Annotated in this window: 14 protein-coding genes; 4 read left to right on the top strand and 10 right to left on the bottom strand. The window is 67.0% G+C overall.

The features are described 5' to 3' along the window. The first annotated feature begins 19 nt into the window (after positions 1 to 19). Entirely contained in the window at positions 20 to 1,249 is a 1,230-nt protein-coding gene (locus MNI96_RS04825) for a mandelate racemase/muconate lactonizing enzyme family protein (protein ID WP_249690845.1), read from the top strand. On the opposite strand, the gene MNI96_RS04820 is transcribed toward MNI96_RS04825, so the two are convergent. The 7 genes from MNI96_RS04820 to MNI96_RS04790 form a co-directional block, all read right to left on the bottom strand. Then, entirely contained in the window at positions 1,250 to 2,536 is a 1,287-nt protein-coding gene (locus MNI96_RS04820) for an amidase family protein (RefSeq protein ID WP_249690843.1), read from the bottom strand. 63 nt (positions 2,537 to 2,599) lie between these two features. Beyond that, entirely contained in the window at positions 2,600 to 3,277 is a 678-nt protein-coding gene (locus tag MNI96_RS04815) for a DUF2848 domain-containing protein (protein WP_249690841.1), read from the bottom strand. A 38-nt stretch (positions 3,278 to 3,315) separates the two neighbouring features. Then, the gene (locus MNI96_RS04810) at positions 3,316 to 4,596 is read right to left on the bottom strand and encodes a TRAP transporter large permease (protein WP_249690839.1); all 1,281 of its coding nucleotides are present in this window, start codon (positions 4,594 to 4,596) and stop codon (positions 3,316 to 3,318) included. Further along, entirely contained in the window at positions 4,593 to 5,141 is a 549-nt protein-coding gene (locus tag MNI96_RS04805; RefSeq protein WP_249690837.1) for a TRAP transporter small permease subunit, read from the bottom strand. Before MNI96_RS04805 ends, MNI96_RS04810 begins: the two co-directional genes overlap by 4 nt. Positions 5,142 to 5,168: 27 nt before the next feature. Next, a complete protein-coding gene (locus MNI96_RS04800; RefSeq protein ID WP_249690836.1) occupies positions 5,169 to 6,212 on the bottom strand; it encodes a TRAP transporter substrate-binding protein in 1,044 nt (347 codons plus the stop codon). A 22-nt stretch (positions 6,213 to 6,234) separates the two neighbouring features. Beyond that, complete coding sequence (locus MNI96_RS04795; protein WP_283776350.1) at positions 6,235 to 7,038, bottom strand: putative hydro-lyase; 804 nt, start codon at positions 7,036 to 7,038, stop codon at positions 6,235 to 6,237. A 132-nt stretch (positions 7,039 to 7,170) separates the two neighbouring features. After that, a complete protein-coding gene (locus tag MNI96_RS04790; RefSeq protein ID WP_249690834.1) occupies positions 7,171 to 8,091 on the bottom strand; it encodes a LysR family transcriptional regulator in 921 nt (306 codons plus the stop codon). A gap of 187 nt (positions 8,092 to 8,278) precedes the next feature. Here MNI96_RS04790 and MNI96_RS04785 point away from each other — a divergent pair, with 187 nt between their 5' ends. After that, the gene (locus MNI96_RS04785; RefSeq protein ID WP_249690833.1) at positions 8,279 to 8,908 is read left to right on the top strand and encodes a LysE family translocator; all 630 of its coding nucleotides are present in this window, start codon (positions 8,279 to 8,281) and stop codon (positions 8,906 to 8,908) included. Positions 8,909 to 8,944: 36 nt separating this feature from the next. Here the strand turns inward: MNI96_RS04785 and htpG are convergent, their stop codons facing one another. The 3 genes from htpG to MNI96_RS04770 all read right to left on the bottom strand — a co-directional run bounded on the left by htpG (position 8,945) and on the right by MNI96_RS04770 (position 12,910). Continuing rightward, a complete protein-coding gene (gene htpG, locus MNI96_RS04780) occupies positions 8,945 to 10,879 on the bottom strand; it encodes a molecular chaperone HtpG (RefSeq protein ID WP_249690832.1) in 1,935 nt (644 codons plus the stop codon). 112 nt (positions 10,880 to 10,991) lie between these two features. Continuing rightward, the gene (locus tag MNI96_RS04775) at positions 10,992 to 11,819 is read right to left on the bottom strand and encodes a glycerophosphodiester phosphodiesterase family protein (protein ID WP_249690831.1); all 828 of its coding nucleotides are present in this window, start codon (positions 11,817 to 11,819) and stop codon (positions 10,992 to 10,994) included. Further along, a complete protein-coding gene (locus MNI96_RS04770) occupies positions 11,816 to 12,910 on the bottom strand; it encodes a Gfo/Idh/MocA family oxidoreductase (RefSeq protein ID WP_249691373.1) in 1,095 nt (364 codons plus the stop codon). Before MNI96_RS04770 ends, MNI96_RS04775 begins: the two co-directional genes overlap by 4 nt. Positions 12,911 to 12,942: 32 nt before the next feature. Between MNI96_RS04770 and MNI96_RS04765 the strand changes: the two genes are divergently transcribed. Further along, positions 12,943 to 15,231 carry a caspase family protein gene (locus MNI96_RS04765; protein ID WP_249690830.1) on the top strand — a complete coding sequence of 763 codons (2,289 nt, stop codon included), beginning with the start codon at positions 12,943 to 12,945 and terminating at the stop codon, positions 15,229 to 15,231. 46 nt (positions 15,232 to 15,277) lie between these two features. Then, positions 15,278 to 17,233: an adenylate/guanylate cyclase domain-containing protein gene (locus MNI96_RS04760; RefSeq protein WP_249691372.1), complete on the top strand. Its 1,956-nt coding sequence runs from the start codon at positions 15,278 to 15,280 to the stop codon at positions 17,231 to 17,233. Positions 17,234 to 17,276: the final 43 nt, after the last annotated feature.

The following is a 17,276-nucleotide window of genomic DNA, read 5'->3' as shown; positions in this document are numbered from 1 at the left end:
GCGATGAGGAGGACATGCGATGAAGCTTGCCGAACTCGAGACATTCGTGGTCGGCAATCCGCCGCCCGGCTTCGGCGGCCGCTATTTCGTCTTCGTCAAGCTCACCACGGCCTGCGGCGTTGTCGGCTATGGCGAGATCTATACGGCGAGCTTCGGCCCAGATGCGGTGACGCGCCTCGCCGAGGACGTGTTCGCCCGCTACCTGAAGGGTAGCGACCCCTTCGCCATCGAGGTCTTCTTCCGCAGGGCCTACGGCTCCGGCTTCACCCAGCGCCCGGATCCGACCATGTGCGGCGTCGTCAGCGGCCTCGAAATGGCGATGTGGGACATTGTCGGCAAGGCGCTCGGCAAGCCCGTCCATGCCCTCCTCGGCGGGCGCGTGCACGAACGGCTGCGCTCCTACACCTATCTCTACCCGAAGAAAGACGAGGACCATGCCGCCTTCTACGGCGATCCGGACCTGTCGGCCGAGCGTGCTGCCGAATATGTCGAGGAGGGCTTCACGGCGGTGAAGTTCGATCCCGCCGGCCCCTACTCCGTGCATGGCGGGCGCCAGCCGGATCTGGAGGATCTCGATCGCAGCGAGCTGTTCTGCCGCCGCATCCGCGAGGCCGTCGGCAACCGGGCGGACCTCCTGTTCGGAACCCACGGCCAGTTCACCGCATCGGGCGCACTGCGTCTTGCCCGCCGCATCGAGCCCTACGATCCGCTCTGGTTCGAGGAGCCGGTGCCGCCCGACATGCCGGAGGAAATGGCAAAGGTGGCGCGCGGAACCGCCATCCCGGTTGCGACCGGCGAGCGGCTTTGCACCAAATGGGAGTTCGCCCGGCTGCTGTCGACGGGAGCCGCCTCGATCCTGCAGATGAATCTCGGCCGCGTCGGCGGTTTGCTGGAGGCCAAAAAGATCGCCGGGATGGCGGAGGCCTGGCACGCCCAGATCGCGCCGCACCTATATTGTGGGCCCATCGTCGCCGCAGCGAACATCCAGCTCGCCGCCTGCTCGCCGAACTTCCTGATCCTGGAATCGATCCGCCGGTTCGACGGCTTCCATGCCGAGATCCTGAAGACGCCGCTGCGCTGGGAAAACGGCTACGTCATCGTGCCCGATGCGCCGGGCCTCGGCGTCGAGCTCGACGAGGATGTCGCCCGCGCAAATCCCTACACGGGACGTGCGCTGCATCTGGAAATGACCCAGCATCCGGTCGACGCCATCCGGGATCGCCGGTTCGGAAAGAACGGCGAGGCCTGATCAACCGATGCCGTTGAGGTCCCGGTCGAGCCTTGCGCCGACGGACAACACGCGCTCGTCGTGACCCTTCGCCCCGCCGATCATCAGCGCGCCGGGGCGGCCGGTGCCTGTGCTGCGCGTCGGCATCGACATCGCGCAGCCATCGGCAAGGTTCAGCAACGAGGTGTTGCGCAGCATCGCCGCGTTGATGCGGTCGAAATCCGCCAGCGTGTCCGCAATGCTGGGCGGGCGGATCTGCAGCGTCGGAGCGATCAGCGCATCGAAGCCCGACAACGCCTCCACCGTGCGCGCGATGACCTCGATGCGGGCCGCCCTCGCCTCGGCCACTTCGTCGTCGCTCAGCGTCTCGCGGAAGCGAATGCGGGTCAACACCCGCGGGTCGCCGACGCTGACGAGCGTGTCGAGATGATCCCTGTAGAGCTCATGGGCCTCGGCGGAGATGAGGATCTTGTTGAGCAGCAGCGCTTCGTGCAGGAACCCCAGGTCGAGCGGCACGAGTTCGTGGCCCGCCTCGGCGAGGCGCGCCTTCACCGCCTCGAAATGGCCGCGCGACCACGCGTCCAGATCGTTGGTGAAGGCGTTTTCCGGCACGGCCAGACGCAGGCCTCCGGCAGGTCCCTCGACACCCGGGGCATCGCCGCCGCTCATCACCTGATAGGCAGCCAGCATGGTCGCGAAGTCGCTCGCCAGCGGCCCGCAGGAATCGAAGGAGACGGCCAGCGGATGCACGCCGTCGAGCGGCACCTTGTCCTGGCTCGGCTTGTGCCCGTAGAGACCGTTGATCGCCGAGGGAATGCGGACCGAGCCGCCGGTATCGGTTCCGAGCGCGATCTCGCACAGGCCGAGGCCGACCGTCACACCGCCGCCCGATGTCGAGCCGCCGGGAATGCCACCCTCCTCGAAGACGTTCGATGGAGTGCCGTAATGCGGGTTGAGGCCGACGCCCGAATAGGCGAACTCGCTCATCGAAGTCCGGCCGAACGGCACGGCGCCCGCCTCCTTGATCCGCGCCACCACCGGGCAGTCCTCGGTTGCCGGCTCCCGGTCCTTCAGCAGCAGCGAGGCCGCCGTGGTGCGCTGGCCCGCCTCGTCGTAGAGATCCTTCACTGAGACCAGCATCCCGGCGAGCGGCAACGGCCTGTCGGCGGCCGCGACCAGGGCCTCCGCCTCGGCCGCCGCCTGCAAGATGCGGCCGGGAGAGAACTCGGTGAAGATCGCCGATGCCGCATCTCCCAGCGCCTCAACGCGTCCGATCGCGGCCCTGGCCTTCTCGACGATCTCACCCATTCACCTGTCTCCCCTGTACCATCCGGCCCATCCGCCGGCGACAGTCGTCCCGCGAGCGACGCCTCAGGCGACGATCGGCAGGACCGTGATCTCGTAGCTGTGACCGATGCTGCGGCCGAGCACCGGATCGCGAAGCTCCATCCTGAACGCCGCCGCCGGGCGCACGCCGCCGATGGCGCCGAGCGTACCGCACAGCATGGCCACACAGTCGCCACGCTCGCGGGCGGCGTCCATTCCAGACCCCTCGATCAGATCGGCGAGCGGGCGGATCGAGCCGACCTTGCCGTCCTGATAGGAGATCCAGTCACCGGCCGCATCCTCCTTGATCCACGAGCGCAGTTCAAGCGCATCGAGATGCCCGGCAACCTCGTCGAACAGCCAGAGTTCGCGGGCCACTGGCTTGGCGCAGGCCTGCTTGGAGAGCGCCACGGAATGGGCTTCGAGGTCGCGATCCGTATGGTCGGAGGCAAGCCCGATATGAAGCACGCCGTCCTTTGCCAGCAGGAACGGCTCGACCTCGCCGGACGTGCCGCCGCCGACGACCTGGATGCCGCCTTCCTGGGTGAGGAGATCCGCGGCAGTGCGGTAGTAGAGCGGCACGGTGGACGGCGGCGCCACACCGATCTCCGCCAGTTCCTCGATGTGATGACGGATCGCCTCCGGTTCTCGTCCGGTCCAGCCGGCGACGGTCAGATGGGCGATGCGAGCGGAAAACGGCGCACCGTTGAGGGTGAACTCCATGGGAGGCTCCTTGAAAAAGGAAAAGGGCCTGCGCCGGATCAGAGCGATCCGGGCAGGAACAGGGCGATTTGCGGGAAGACGATGAGGGCAGCGACCATGGCGAGCATCACCAGGACATAAGGAATGCAGCCGAGCATCACCTCGCTCAGCGAGCCGGATTTTCGCGCGCCCTGCACCACGTAGAGATTGAGCCCGACAGGCGGCGTGATCAGCGCCATTTCCACCAGCACGATCATCATCACACCGAACCAGACCTTGTCGTAGCCGAGCCCGACCATGATCGGCACGACGATGGGAATGGTCGCGACCATCAGCGACAGCGTCTCGATGAAGAAGCCGAGGACAATGTAGAGGACGATGACCACCAGCAGCGTGCCGAAGGGCGACAGGTTCAGGCTATCGAACAAGTCCTGAAGCTCGCGGCCGAGCCCGGCCGAGGCCAGCGTGAAGTTGAGGAAATAGGCACCGGTGATGATCAGCATGATCATCGCGGTGATGCGCACGGTGCCGAGCAGGCTCTCGCGCAGCATGCTGGAGGAGACGCCGCCGTTGAACAGCGCGATCAGCAGCGCCATCGCGACGCCGACGGCGGCCGACTCCGTCGGCGTTGCCCAGCCCGCGTAGATCGACCCGATCACCACGGTGAACAGGATGAAGATCGGCACCAGCTGGACGAGGGCCATGAACCGCTCGCCCCAGCCGAAGCTGCGGCTCGGACCGCCGAGCGCGGGCCAGATCTTGCACAGGACCGCCGTCACGATCATGAAGGCGACCGCCATCAACAGGCCCGGCAGGAGACCGGCCAGGAACAGACGCGGGATCGAGGTCTCTGTAAGGAAGCCATAGACGATCAGGTTGATCGACGGCGGGATCAGGATGCCGAGCGTGCCGCCGGCGGCAATCGCCCCGGAAAACAGCTTGGGATCGTAGCCCAGCCGCTCGGCCTGGGGCATGGCCACGGTGGCGACCGTCGCGGCCGTTGCGACGGAGGAGCCGGAGGTGGCGGAGAACATGGTGGCGGTGCCGATATTGGCATGGACCAGCCCGCCCGGCAGCCAGGACACCCACTTGTCGAGGGAGCCGTAGGTCTTCTCGGCAATGCCGCCGCGCACAAGGATCTCGCCGAGCAGCACGAAGAAGGGAATCGCGATCAGCGTGGCGGAATCGGATGCCGACCAGACCACCTGCCCGAGGCCACGGATCAGCGGAAAGACCGAGAAAAACTCGGAAATACCGAAGCCGAGCAGGAACAGGACGATGCCGACCGGAATGGATAGCGAAAGCAGCCCGAGCAGAGCGATGGCGACGCTTCCGATCATTTGCCGTCCTCCGCTTCGCCGCGTGCGCCGATCATCGCATCAGCGTTCTCGAAATCGCCGCGCAGTACCGTCGCCAGCGCCAGCAGGACCAGAAGGCAGGAGGAGATGGCGAACCACACCCAGCCGGAGAACCAGACCGCCTGCGGGATCCACAGGGGCGTCTCGAGGGCCGTGTTGGCCCGCGACCCCCGGACCAGCGTCTTTTCCAGAACCGGCCAGGCCTGATAGGCGATGATGCAGACCGTGCCGGCAGCAACGCTCATCGCGAAGATGTCGAGCATGGCCCGCCCTCGCGTCTGCAGCTTCTGACGGACGAGATCGATGCGCACATGGGCAAGCTCGGTCAGCGCATAGGACAGGCCCCAGCTTGCGACCGCGGCCATCACATACCCGGAGATTTCGTCCGAACCGCCGAACGAATGGCCGAACTGTCTGAGCGTGATGTCAACGATCACGAAGCCTGCGGTCGCCAGCACGACGATGCCGACCAGCAGGGCAAGTCCGGAATTTATGCGGCGGAGGGCCGCGGCAAGATTGTCCGTCATGTCGCGGCCCCCTCTTGGATCACGCTATCAGTTGACCGTGACGCCGGTGGTCTGGCCGACGCTGTCGTTCCAGCGCTTCACCCAGTCCGCACCGGCCCGCTCGGCCCACTCCGGTAGAACGGTCTCGGTCAGGATCTTGCGCGCGGTGGCGACATCCGCCTCGCTCGCCTCGACCAGCTTCATGGAAGCCGGCTTGCCGGCCGGGCACTCGCCGTTGCCGGTCAGGCAGGCGGTGTCGGTGGCGACGGAGGCCGCCACGGAATCCCACGCCGGGGTCTCGAACTTCTCCTTGATCTGGGTCTCGATCAGGGTACGGGTCTCTTCCGGCAGGGCGTTCCAGCGGTCGAGGTTGACGGCGGTGACCACCGAGTCCCAACCGCCCAGCGGCAGGTTCATCAAGGTGTCGGTGACTTCCCACCAGCCGGCGCTGTAGCCCGAGCCCGAACCTGTGACGGCGCAGTCGATGACGCTGCGCTCCAGCGCGCCCGGCACTTCCGAGAAGGCGACGTTGACGCCCTCGGCGCCCAGCGCCTCGAGGAACTTCGTGGTCATGCGACCCGAACCGCGGATCTTCTTGCCCTTCAGATCCTCCAGCGAGGAGACGTCACCCTTGCAGAAGACGACCTGCGGGGGATACGGCGCGATCGCCAGGACCTTGGCGTTGAAGCGCTGCTCGTAGATATCCTCGACCATCGGACGGGCAGCCGCAACCATGGCGCGGGCCTCATCCGCGGTGGTCGCGATCAGCGGAACATCGAGGCCTTCGAGTTCCGGCGCATCGCCCACCGCATAGTCGGCAACCGTCATGCCGACGTCGAACACGCCGTCGCCCAGCATGCGGAACACGTCGCCGCCCTGGATGCCCATCTGGTTGTGGGTGGTCATTTGCACCTCGATACCGCCGTTCGACGCGGCCGGCAGGGTCTCCGTCCAGAACGGAGCCTCGAACTTCTGGTGCAGGGGAAGGTTGGACCAGCTGCCGACGACGGACAGCGTTTCGGCCGAGGCCGGAGCGAATGCGGCAAACGACAGGGCCGTGGCCGCGAGCAGGCTGGAGGCAATGCGCTTCATGTGGGACTCCTCTGGTTTTCGTTCACTTCGAAGCGGGCCAGACACCGCCGAGCGTGAATTCGGCGGCATCGGCAGAGAGATCGGTCACCAACATGTGGCCGGGCTCATGGGTGATGGCGATCTCCGGACGGGCCTGGCGGATCGCCATCTGCGGGGTCACACCGCAGGCCCAGAACACGGGGATTGCACCGGGAGCAAGCTCCGGAACATCGCCGAAATCGGGTTTCATCAGGTCGGCAATGCCGATGCCGGCCGGATCGCCGATATGCACCGGCGCGCCATGGGCCAGTCGGTAGCGGTCGGAGAGCAGCACCGCCTGGATCGCGTCGGAAGGATGGAAGGAGCGCATCGACACCACCAGCGGCCCGCCGAACGGGCCGCTCGGCGCCGTCTGCAGGTTGGTGATGTACATCGGCACGTTCTTGCCGCCCTCGAAATGCGGCAGGGGAATGCCGGCCCGCACGATGGCGGCCTCGAAAGAGAACGAACAGCCCAGCACGAAAGCAACGAGATCCTCGCGCCAGACCTCTGCAAGGTCCGGCACCGGGGTATAGCCCTCCTGGTCCGCGCGGAACACGCGATAGCCGGACACGTCGGTACGGATGTCCAGATCGCGCCCGAGCGAGGGAATGCCCGGATTGCCTGGCTCGGACATGCCGATCAGCGGACAGGGCTTGGGATTGAGTGTGCAGAAGCGCAGGAAGTCGCCGGCAAGCTCCGCCGGAAGGATCGCCAGGTTCCCCTGGAGGCAGCCCTGGCCGTAACCGGCGGTGGGGCCGCGGAACCGGCCCTGTCTGATGCTCACGCGAAGATCGGCGGGAGACAGACCACGGAAGGCATCCTGTTCGGATACGGTGCGGTCAAGGGCGACAGATGCAGGCACGCTGGCAACCTCCTCACGTTACCTCGTGAGGATTGCCAGTCGTTATGATCTTGTCAAGTTATCGATATAAGATTTTTACGATCTTCTTTCAAGATCATTTTGATCACATGCACGCGCGACGGCCGCAACCTCTTCTCCCACCTCCCGATTCCGGTCCGGCATGTAGGCGACGACGAACCGCAAGGCGCTTAGCCGGGCGCCGTCCACGACCTTCAACGGCCGGATCCGCGAGCGAAAAAGGTCTGCCTCGGCAATACGGACCGGCAGCACACCGATCCCGAACCCGTCGGCCACCAGATGCAGAACGGTGGACAGGCTGGCCGACCCGTGCAGGTCCGGCGGCGGCAGGTCGGGGGCTGCCAGCAGCCCCTCCAGCTCGCGGAACGGGGGCGTGCCCTTGGGAAAGGAAACGATGGTCTGCCGGGCCAGGTCGGTCAGCGTCAACGGCTCGCCCGCCTCCGCATCCTCGCCTTCCTTGTCGGAGGCAGCCCCGTACCAGCCGAGCGGCTGGCGCTGCAACGGCACCACGGCCGCCCCGCTCGGCACGCTCTCGCGCAGCATGATGGCGACGTCCAGCCCGTCGTCGGCCAGCGCCAGGCCGAGCTCGCGCGAAGTATCGACCGACAGTTCGAAGCGCACCCGCTGATGGGCGCTTTTCAGCTGGTTGAGCAATTCGCTCAAGATCGTATGGACGATGGTCTCGGCAACGCCAATGCGGATCGTACCGCTCAGCCCACCGGGCCGCGTGATCTCCTGGATCAATCGGTCCCGTGCTGCGCTCAACCGCTGCGCCTCCTCCAGGAAGCGGCGCCCGACCGGCGTCAGGCGGACCTGGCGGCGGCCACGGTCGAACAGCTGGATGCCGAGGCGCTTTTCCAGCGCCAGAACCCGGTTCGAGATCGCCGACTGCGAGAGCCCGTATTTCGCGGCGGCAGCGCGAAACCCGCCTGCCCGGACGATATCCTGGAGGATCTCCACGTCCTTCAGCTCGAACACGTCAGTCCCTCCCTTGCCGCGCCCGATGCGCGGACGGCGCATCCTCGTGGAACGGTGGAACGGATTCAAGCGCTCCGCGCAAGCACTGCAAACCCGCCTCTGGCAATGCCGTCATGAACTGCATATCGTGCCGCAACCTGCCCTGCCGCACCCGGTCACCGGGCGCTCCACCGCGAGATCGGCACTCATGACATCCGACCAGCTCGTCGCCTTCGCCACCTTCGCCTTCGTCGCCTCGGTGACGCCCGGCCCCAACAACGTGCTGCTGACCGCCATCGGCGGATCCGCCGGCTTTCGCAAGGGCATGCCGACCCTGTGGGGCATCGTCTTCGGCTTCGCCGCGATGATCTTCGCCCTCGCCGTCGGCCTCGGAGGCACGGTCTTCACCCTGCCGCATGTGATGGACGCGATCCGCATCGTCGGCCTCGTCGTGCTCCTATGGCTTGCCTGGAAGATCGGCTCGGCCCCGGTCGGCAGGACGGACGAGACAACAGCAGCAAAGGACAAGCCGGCGGAACGGCGCGGCAGCTTCGTCGGCGCCGCCCTGTTTCAGTGGGTCAATCCCAAAGCCTGGCTGATCGCCGCCGGCGCCATCGGCACCTACATGCATCCCGGCAGCGGCGGCGTGCTGCAGCAGGCCGGGATTCTCGCCGGCGTCTTCATCGTTGCCGCTGCCCTCGGCTGCCTGCCCTGGCTCGCGTTCGGCGCGGCCGTCGGCGAGCTTCTCAAGCAGCCGCGCGCGGCTCGCCTCTTCAATATCGCGATGGCAGTGCTGCTCGTCGCCTCGATGATCCCGGTCGTTCTCGACGCTGGGTGATCCGGGGAGGCGAGACCGCCTCCCCGTCACCTCGGATCAGAGCCCGCGCCCCATCACCGCGGACAGCCGGCGGGCGAAGGCGACCGGGTCCGCCGGCACCTCGCCGTCGAGGATCAGCGCCTGGTCGAGCAGCAGCCAGGCGGTATCTTCAAGCTTGCCCTTGTCGCCGCTGCCGGCCAAAGCCGAGGAAAGACGAGCCAGCAATTCGTGCGAAGGGTTGAATTCCAGCACCGGCGCAAGGCGCGCCCGCCCGTCGCCCTGCCGCGACATCAGCTTCTCGAACTGCCGGTCGGGCCCATGCTCGGGCGCGACGAGACAGACGGGGCTCTCGGCGAGACGCGAGGAACTGCGCACGTCCGACACCCGCTCGCCGAGCGTCTCCTTCAGGAAGGCCGTGACCAGACCGATATCGGTATCGCCGGCCTCGGCCTTCTTGTCGGCATCGGCCTCCGTCTCGCTGACCGGGATGCTATCGAGCTCCGCAGCGCCTTGCGTGATCGAGCGGAACGGCTTGCCCTCGAAGCCTTCCACCATCTGCACCCAGAACGCATCGACCGGATCGGCGAGGTACAGCACCTCGACGCCGCGGGCACGGAAGCCCTCCAGGTGCGGGCTGGCGGCAATCGCCTCCTGGCTCGCGCCGGTCGCGTAATAGATCTGGGTCTGGTTTTCCTTCAGGTCCGCCACATAGTCGGACAGCGACCGCCAGCTCTGCCCGTTGTCGCGGCTGCTGCGGAACCGGGCGAGGCCGAGGAGCTTTTCCTTGCGCTCGAAGTCCTCGTAGATGCCTTCCTTCAGCACCGGGCCGAAGGTCTCCCAGACCTTCTCGTAGGCCGCCGCATCGCTTTCCGACAGCTTCTGCAGATCTCCGAGCAGCCGGTTGGTCACGCCCTTGCGGATAGCATCCAGCACCGGATTGTGCTGCAGCATCTCGCGCGACAGGTTGAGCGGCAGGTCGGAGGAATCGATGACGCCGCGCACGAAGCGCAGCCACGCCGGCAGCAGGTCCACGTCATCGGCGATGAACACCCGGCGGACATAGAGCTTCACCCGTCCCTTGCGGTCGGGGTCGAACAGGTCGAACGGCTTCATCGACGGCACGAACAGCAGCACGGAATATTCGTGCCGCCCTTCCGCCCGGTAGTGGACGGTCATCGCCGGCTCGTCGAACTGTCCCGACACATGGCCGTAGAACTCGCGATATTCCTCCTCGCCGATCTCGGACTTCGAACGCGTCCACAGCGCGGTGCCGTCGGCAAGGCGACGAGGCTCGCTCACCTTGCCATCGTCTTCGGGCTGGGTGACCAGCGTGATCGGTACCGGTACATGCGCGGAATAGGCGCGGACGATCCGCTCGATGGTGGCAGGCCGCGCATAGGATGCGGCATCGTCCTTCAGATGCAGGATCACCCGGGTTCCGCGCACAGGCACGTCCGCGTCGGCAGGAGCCGGCTCCACCGTGAAGGCGCCGAGCCCGTCCGAGCTCCACTGCCAGGCCTCGCTGCTGCCGGCGGCGCGGCTCACCACGTCCACCTTCTCCGCCACCATGAAGGCGGAGTAGAAGCCGACGCCGAACTGGCCGATCAGCGCCGTTCCGTCCTTGCCCTCGCCCAGCCGGTCCATGAACGCCTTGGTGCCGGAGCGGGCGATGGTGCCGAGATTGTCGATCAGCTCCTGCCGGGTCATGCCCGAACCGTTGTCGGACACCACCAGCTTGCGGCCCGCTTCGTCCGCCTCAAGGCGAATGCCGAACTCCGTGTCCTCACCCAGCAGCGCAGGATCGGTGAGGGCTGCGTGCCGCAATCGCTCGCACGCATCGGCCGCGTTGGAAATCAGCTCGCGAAGGAAGATGTCCTTGTTGGAGTAGACCGAGTGCACCATGAGATGGAGCAACCGCGCGACCTCCGCCTGGAAGGCGTGGCTCTGCGGCGCCTCGGTGCCTGCCCCTGTCGTGTTCGGCTCGGTACTCATTGGTTCTGACTGCCCCGTACGCTCGTAAATGTCTGAGGGTGAAACGCCGTCGCGCCGGACCGGACCGGCAGATGCTAAGGCGGCTGAGATATCGGCTTGCGATGCGGCGAAATCAAGCACCCGGGCCGCTGGAGGGCCCGGCCGAGGGATCGAGAGGCGACGATCCGGGCCACACGCCTTCCTCCTCCGCCACCCGTTTGAGCAGCGACGGCCGGTCGGTGACGATGCCGTTGACACCCATCCGGATCAGCCGGCGCATCTCCGCTTCCTCGTCGATGGTCCACACATGCACGGCAATGCCCTTGGCGTTGCAATGGCTCACGAAACCGGGCGTTGCCAGCGGAACGCCGTACTGCGCCAGCGGGATCTGGGCGCAGGCGACATCGGGCACGGCCACCGGCATGCCCCACGCACCGAAACGCAGGGCGGTCACCGCGCGCGGCCCGCTGCTGAGGCAGACCCTGTCGCCGAAACGGGCGCGGGCCGCCCGCAGCCGCGCATCTGAGAACGAGGCGACACAGACGCGCTCCAGGCAATCCATGCGCTCCAGCAGGTCGAGTGTCGGCTGCAAGGCTTGGTCGGTCTTGATGTCGATGTTGAAGCGCATGTCCGGAAAGCTCTCCAGCGCTTCGGCAAGCGTCAGCAGCGGCTCGCCGCCCTGCATGCGCACGCCGGCGAGATCCGACATGACCAGCGAGGAGACAACCCCTTGCCCGTCCGTCGTCCGCTCCAGAGTATCGTCGTGAAAGACCACCACCCGTTCGTCGCGCGAGGCTTGGACATCGATCTCGATATAGCGGTAGCCGAGTTCGGCTGCGGCGGAAAAGGCCTGCCGGCTGTTTTCCGGGTTCTCCAGCCCGCCGCCGCGATGGGCGAGTGCATGAAAACCCGGCTCCGCGAGATAGGAATGCACGAACCCTGGTGGCCGCGCCGCGCTCATGCCCAGCGCCCGTCCGGATCGAGCGCGATCCGGCGCCCGAGCCGCGAGGAGGCATGCGCCGCCTCGATCAGGCCGATCACCTTGGCCGCCGAGGCCATGGTCACCGGGACTTCCCCGTCGGTCTCGATGGCCTGCCGCATGCGCTCGTAGAAGGTCAGCCAGCGTCCGCGCTCGCACGGAACCGCGCGGCGGCTTCCGTCCGGGCCGACGATCTCGCCCTGCTGTACGTCCGGCTCGCGGCCGAACTGCGGATCGCGAGGTGTCATGCCGGCCTTCAGCTGGTCCTCCTGCACGTCGAGACCCTGCTTGCGGAACAGGCCGGCCGTTCCCTCGATACGGAACCGGTCGCGCGGTGCGGCAGCAATCAGCGAAACGCCGAGCGACAGCCGCATGCGGCCCAGCCCCATCAGCAGCTCGAAGCCGTCGTCCGTCGTCCCGCCCTGTCGCTGGGTGAAGACATCCGCCTGCAGCCAGTCGGGCATGCCGACCAGCTGCAGCGCCTGGTCGATGAGGTGGGAGCCGAGATCGTAGAGATTGCCGGAGGCGGGCGCCGGCCGGTCGCGCCAGCGATCCGCAACCTGCGGCCGGAACCGATCCCACACCAGGCGCAGCGCCGCGATCTCGCCCAGCTCGCCGCTTTCCAGCAGACGCCGCGCGGTCAGGAAATCGCTGTCCCAGCGGCGGTTGTGATAGACGGCGAGCTTGAGGCCCTTCTCGCTCGCGAGCGCTGCCAGCTGCTCCGCCTCGGCGCGGGTCGGCGTCGCCGGCTTGTCGACGACCACATGGCGGCCGGCCTCCAGCGCGGCCCGCACCTGCGGCACATGCAGCACGTTCGGCGTTACGATGACGACCAGATCAATATCGGACCGGGCCAGCAGTGCCGCAAGATCGGGAACAACGGCAGCCTGCGGGAAGTCTGCCGCCACCTCCTCGCCGCGAGAAGTCGCCACCGCGGCGACCTCCATGCCGGCAGCTGCAACGAGCGGTGCATGCAGATACCGTCCCGCCGCTCCATACCCAGAAAAGCCGACCCGCAGCCCCATGTCGTTCCACTCCCGTCTCGCCTCGGCCGGGATCTTGGGAAAAAGCACCGCCAAGGGCAACCCATCAGCAGGGTTTTGCCGTGCTGATTGACCTCGATGACGGATTGGGCTGCAATCGCAGGGCGGTGAAGGACAGGCACTATCGGCTGGACGGGCAGCGCGCCCGCGGCTACTTCACACCGTCCGACCGTAGAAGGAACCTGTTCATGCGCCTCCTGCAGGGCATCGCCCTCATCGCATGTCTCGGCATCGCACAGGTGCTCGGCGCTGCATCCGCCCTTGCCGCGGAGCGGCTGGCTCTGGTCATCGGCAATGGCAGCTATTCCGGCGATGCAATGACGCCGCTGAAGAACCCTGTCAACGACGCGGCGCTGATCGCCGATACCTTGCGCCGGGCCGGCTTTGCTGTCGAGACGGTGCTCGATGCGGATCTGCGCACCATGAAACAGGCCGTTCGCGCCTTTACGCAGCGCCTCGGAGAGGCCGGGGAAGGATCGGTCGCGGCGGTCTACTATTCCGGGCACGGCTTCCAGGCAGGAGGGCGCAACTATCTGGCCCCCATCGGCGCGGACCTGCGGGACGAGGTGGATGCGGAATTCGAGGCCCTTGCCGTGGACTGGGTTCTGTCGGCGGTCGAGGACGCACACAAGGGCGCCAATATCGTCATTCTCGACGCCTGCCGAAACACCGCGCTCAGCCGCTCCGTCGGCGCCGGCGGGCTCGCCCTGCTGAACAGCACGCCGCGCGGCAGCTTCATTTCCTTCGCCACCGCCCCCGGCAGCACCGCCGCCGACGGCACCGGCCTCAACAGCCCCTATACCTCGGCCATCGCCGCGGAACTGCTGGTGCCCGGCCGCAGCATCGAGGCCGTCTTCAAGGCGGTGCGCCTGCGGGTGGTGGAGGCGACCGGCGGCGACCAGGTGCCTTGGGACCACTCCTCGCTGACCTCGGAGATCGTTTTCGTGCCCGATGCGGCGGCCGACGGGTCCGCGGCGGTCGCGAGCTCGACACTTGGCTCCAACGTCCAGCTCGAGCTGCAACTGTGGAACGACGTGAAGGACAGCGGATCGGCCGACCAGATCCGCAGCTATCTCGAGCGCTTCCCAAACGGAGCCTTCGCCGCCCTGGCGAAAACCCGCCTGGAGGAGGCCGAGACCGGTAATGGCGACGACAAGATCGGGCAGCTCTTCGCCCAGCTCGCCAGCCGTTCGCTGATCGTCGACACCCCCACCCAGCCGCACGAGTTCTACTCCAACGCCCGGCTCAAGGAGATCCGCGGCGACTATCCCGGTGCGCGGCAGGACTACCTCAAATATTTCGCCTTCGGCATGCCGCAGGTCGACCCGCACCTGCGCTTCCAGTCGGTGCTGAGGGTGCAGGAAGGACGCACCGGCGCGCTGGAGATCTACCGCTCCCTGTCGCAGGGACGGAACGATCCCACCACGCTGTTCGCCGAGATCCTGCTGGAGGAGCGCGACGAGCGCGTCCGCCGGCTCAGTGCGTTCCTGGATGCCTATCCGGACTTCTCGCCGGCGCTCTATGCCCAGTCGCAGGACTTCAGCCAGACGCGGCTCGGCCAGCAGTCGGCGACCGACAAGGCGCGCGAGCGCGATCTCCTCGATCGCTTCATGGCCGCCGTCGAGGACGGCCGCTTCCTTGGCTACTATCTCGACCAGCAGATGGCCGCCGAGCAGGTAGAGGACGCCAGGACCCGCCTTGCCGCCCTCTCCTTCATCAATCCGGCCGCGCTTGCCAACCCGGTGCGCCTCAACGCCATGCGTTCCAACCAGGGATGGATGCTGACCCTCGCCATCGCCGACCGAACCCGCGAGATCTTCGTGAAACTGCCAGGCGGCGAACCGCGCTCCACCGGCTTCGTCAACGGCGCGGTCGACCCCTCGACCGGCGCGCCGATCCCCTATCCGGCCTTCGAGCTTCCCGGCAATGCCGGCGACACCGCCATCGAGGTGAGCTATCTCGACATCCATGGCGAGATGCAGGGGCCCTTCTCTGTCAGCTTCATGCCGGGCGATGCGCTCGTTGCCGGCCAGAAGGACATTCTCGAGCGGCTGAGCACCGGATGGCTTGCCTTCCGCGACTGGGACGGGCGCAAGCTGCTCTATTTCACCCACCTAATCAGCTATCGCTGCGCGATCCAGGAAGTCCGCTATGCCCTCGACAGCGACACCCCGAACGAGGTTTTCGATACTGGTCCCTGCGATCCGGACAACCCGCACGCCATCCCGGAGGCCGGCCCCGGCTCCACCGTCCATATCGACATTCCCGCCGCCACCTCCTTCGTCTCGGTGGAGCTGTTCTATCGCGACGGCACCCGGTCGGGCGTGAAGCGCTTCGACGCCGACCAATGATGCAACTACCCTACCGCAGGCCAGATCACGGGAGACCCAGGTGACGATGCGGCCCGAACGTCGGGGCGGATGGCAGCTGGAGGTCGCGGCCGTCGTCCTTGCCTCGCTGCTCGCCCTGCTCGCGGCCTCCCGGCTCGACCCGCTTGCCGGCGACATCGCCGTTTCCTTCGCACCCTCGCCGCCGGGCGAGACCCTGTCTCAGATCGTCGTCGCCGTGGTGACGGAGGACACGCTCGCCACCTTCCCCTACCGCTCGCCCATCGACCGTGAGTTCCTTGCAAGCCTCGTGAGGCGTCTGGACGGAGCGGGAGCTGCCGCTGTCGGCATCGACATCCTGCTCGATCAGCCGAGCCTCCCGCACAAGGACAAGGCGCTGTTCTCCGCTATCGACGAGGCCTCAGTGCCTGTCGTTCTGGCCTATGCCACCGGCGCCGACGGCCTGACCGACAGGCAGGCCGCATTCGCCGCCAAGAACGTTGCCAGCCGTGGGCACGGCCTGATCGCCCTGCCGCGCGACGAAATCGACGGCGTCGTCCGCCACCTGCCGCTAGAGCGGGCCGAACACGGCGAGACCACACGCACCTTCACGCAGGCTCTGGTGGAGGCAGTCGCAGCGAACCGCAGCAACGGGGGCGGGACGCGATCCCGCATCCTTTACGGCAATGGCGCGCAGGTACCGGAGAACGGCGTGCCCGGTCCCTTCGCGCTCTATCCCGCGCACCTCATACCGCTGCTCCCGGACGCCTGGTTCGCCGGCAAGATCGTCCTTGTCGGCACGGACCTGCCGACCATCGACCGGCACCCGACGCCGATGGTCGCAGGCCGCGGCAGCGCCGCCGGGACCATTCCCGGCGTCATCATTCACGCACATATCCTTGCCCAGCGCCTTGCGGGACTCTCACTGCCCGCCTCGCCGCCCTGGCTGCGGATCGCGGCGAGCCTGGCGCTTGCCGGCCTTGCCGCCTTGGCGCTCTCGCTGCCCTTCCCCCCGCGCCGGCTGGTCCTGCTGCTGGGCGTCGGCCTTGCCGCCTATGCGGGCCTTGCCGCCTGGCTCGTCTCGAGCGGCACATGGCTGCCGCCGCTCGTCGCCCCTCCTCTTGCAGCGCTTGCCACCGCCGGCCTGCTCGCCTGGCGGCGATGGCAGACCGAGCGTTCGGAGCGGGCGTTCCTGCGTCTTGCCTTCTCCCGCTATGTCAGCCCCTCAGTGGTGGAGCGCATCGCCAGCGGGCGGCTGGCGCTGGAACTCGGCGGCGAGAAGCGCAAGGTCACCTACCTCTTTACGGATCTGGAAGGCTTCACCAGTCTGTCGGAGCACCTCGAACCCTCCGCCCTGACCGACATCCTCAACCCTTATCTCGACGAGATGTGCCGACTGATGACCGAGCACGGGGCAACCATCGACAAGATCATCGGCGATGCCGTGGTCGGCTTTTTCGGTGCGCCCGACGACGACCCGGAGCAGGAGGTTCACGCCGTCGCCCTTGCCATTGCTCTCGACGATTTCGCACAAGGTTACCGCCTCAAGATCACCGCTCGCGGCATCCATCTCGGCGCGACCCGGATCGGCTTGCACACAGGAGAAGCGGTGATCGGCAATTTCGGCGGCAGCCGTTTCTTCGACTACACCGGCATCGGCGACACGGTGAACACGGCCGCGCGGCTGGAAGGCGCCAACCGGTTCCTCGGCACCCGCATCCTGATGAGCGAAACCGTCGCTGTCCGCTGCCCGGTGAGCGAGTGCCGCCCGGCGGCCGATCTCGTCCTCAAGGGCCGCACCACCCCGCTGCCCTGTTTCGAGCCTCTTGCTGCCCGCCAGCGGGACCCGGCATGGCAATCCGCCTATCGCAAGGCTTTTGCGGCCATGCGCGCCGGCAATGCCGAGGCCGCCAGCCTTTTCGAAGCCTCGTTGCGGCTGCGGCCGGACGATCCGCTAGCGCTGCTGCACCTTCGTCGCTTGCAGGCCGGCGAAACCGGGGCCACACTGGTTCTCGAGGGCAAATGAGGCAGACGAGAAAAACCGCGCGCCACCGCAAGGATCGCCGGCG

Origin of the sequence: Stappia sp. WLB 29 (assembly GCF_023507705.1) — a bacterium.
Classification (GTDB): domain Bacteria; phylum Pseudomonadota; class Alphaproteobacteria; order Rhizobiales; family Stappiaceae; genus Stappia.
The sequence above is the reverse complement of the archived record's forward strand: the minus strand, read 5'-3'. Positions and strand labels throughout refer to the sequence as shown.

Excerpts from the sequence above, each read along its gene's own strand:
- htpG (WP_249690832.1), bottom strand. The coding sequence starts at position 10,879 with ATGAGTACCGAGCCGAACACGACAGGGGCAGGCACCGAGGCGCCGCAG.
- MNI96_RS04800 (WP_249690836.1), bottom strand. The coding sequence starts at position 6,212 with ATGAAGCGCATTGCCTCCAGCCTGCTCGCGGCCACGGCCCTGTCGTTT.
- MNI96_RS04785 (WP_249690833.1), top strand. The coding sequence starts at position 8,279 with ATGACATCCGACCAGCTCGTCGCCTTCGCCACCTTCGCCTTCGTCGCC.
- MNI96_RS04775 (WP_249690831.1), bottom strand. The coding sequence starts at position 11,819 with ATGAGCGCGGCGCGGCCACCAGGGTTCGTGCATTCCTATCTCGCGGAG.
- MNI96_RS04820 (WP_249690843.1), bottom strand. The coding sequence starts at position 2,536 with ATGGGTGAGATCGTCGAGAAGGCCAGGGCCGCGATCGGACGCGTTGAG.
- MNI96_RS04805 (WP_249690837.1), bottom strand. The coding sequence starts at position 5,141 with ATGACGGACAATCTTGCCGCGGCCCTCCGCCGCATAAATTCCGGACTT.
- MNI96_RS04760 (WP_249691372.1), top strand. The coding sequence starts at position 15,278 with ATGCGGCCCGAACGTCGGGGCGGATGGCAGCTGGAGGTCGCGGCCGTC.
- MNI96_RS04815 (WP_249690841.1), bottom strand. The coding sequence starts at position 3,277 with ATGGAGTTCACCCTCAACGGTGCGCCGTTTTCCGCTCGCATCGCCCAT.
- MNI96_RS04825 (WP_249690845.1), top strand. The coding sequence starts at position 20 with ATGAAGCTTGCCGAACTCGAGACATTCGTGGTCGGCAATCCGCCGCCC.
- MNI96_RS04810 (WP_249690839.1), bottom strand. The coding sequence starts at position 4,596 with ATGATCGGAAGCGTCGCCATCGCTCTGCTCGGGCTGCTTTCGCTATCC.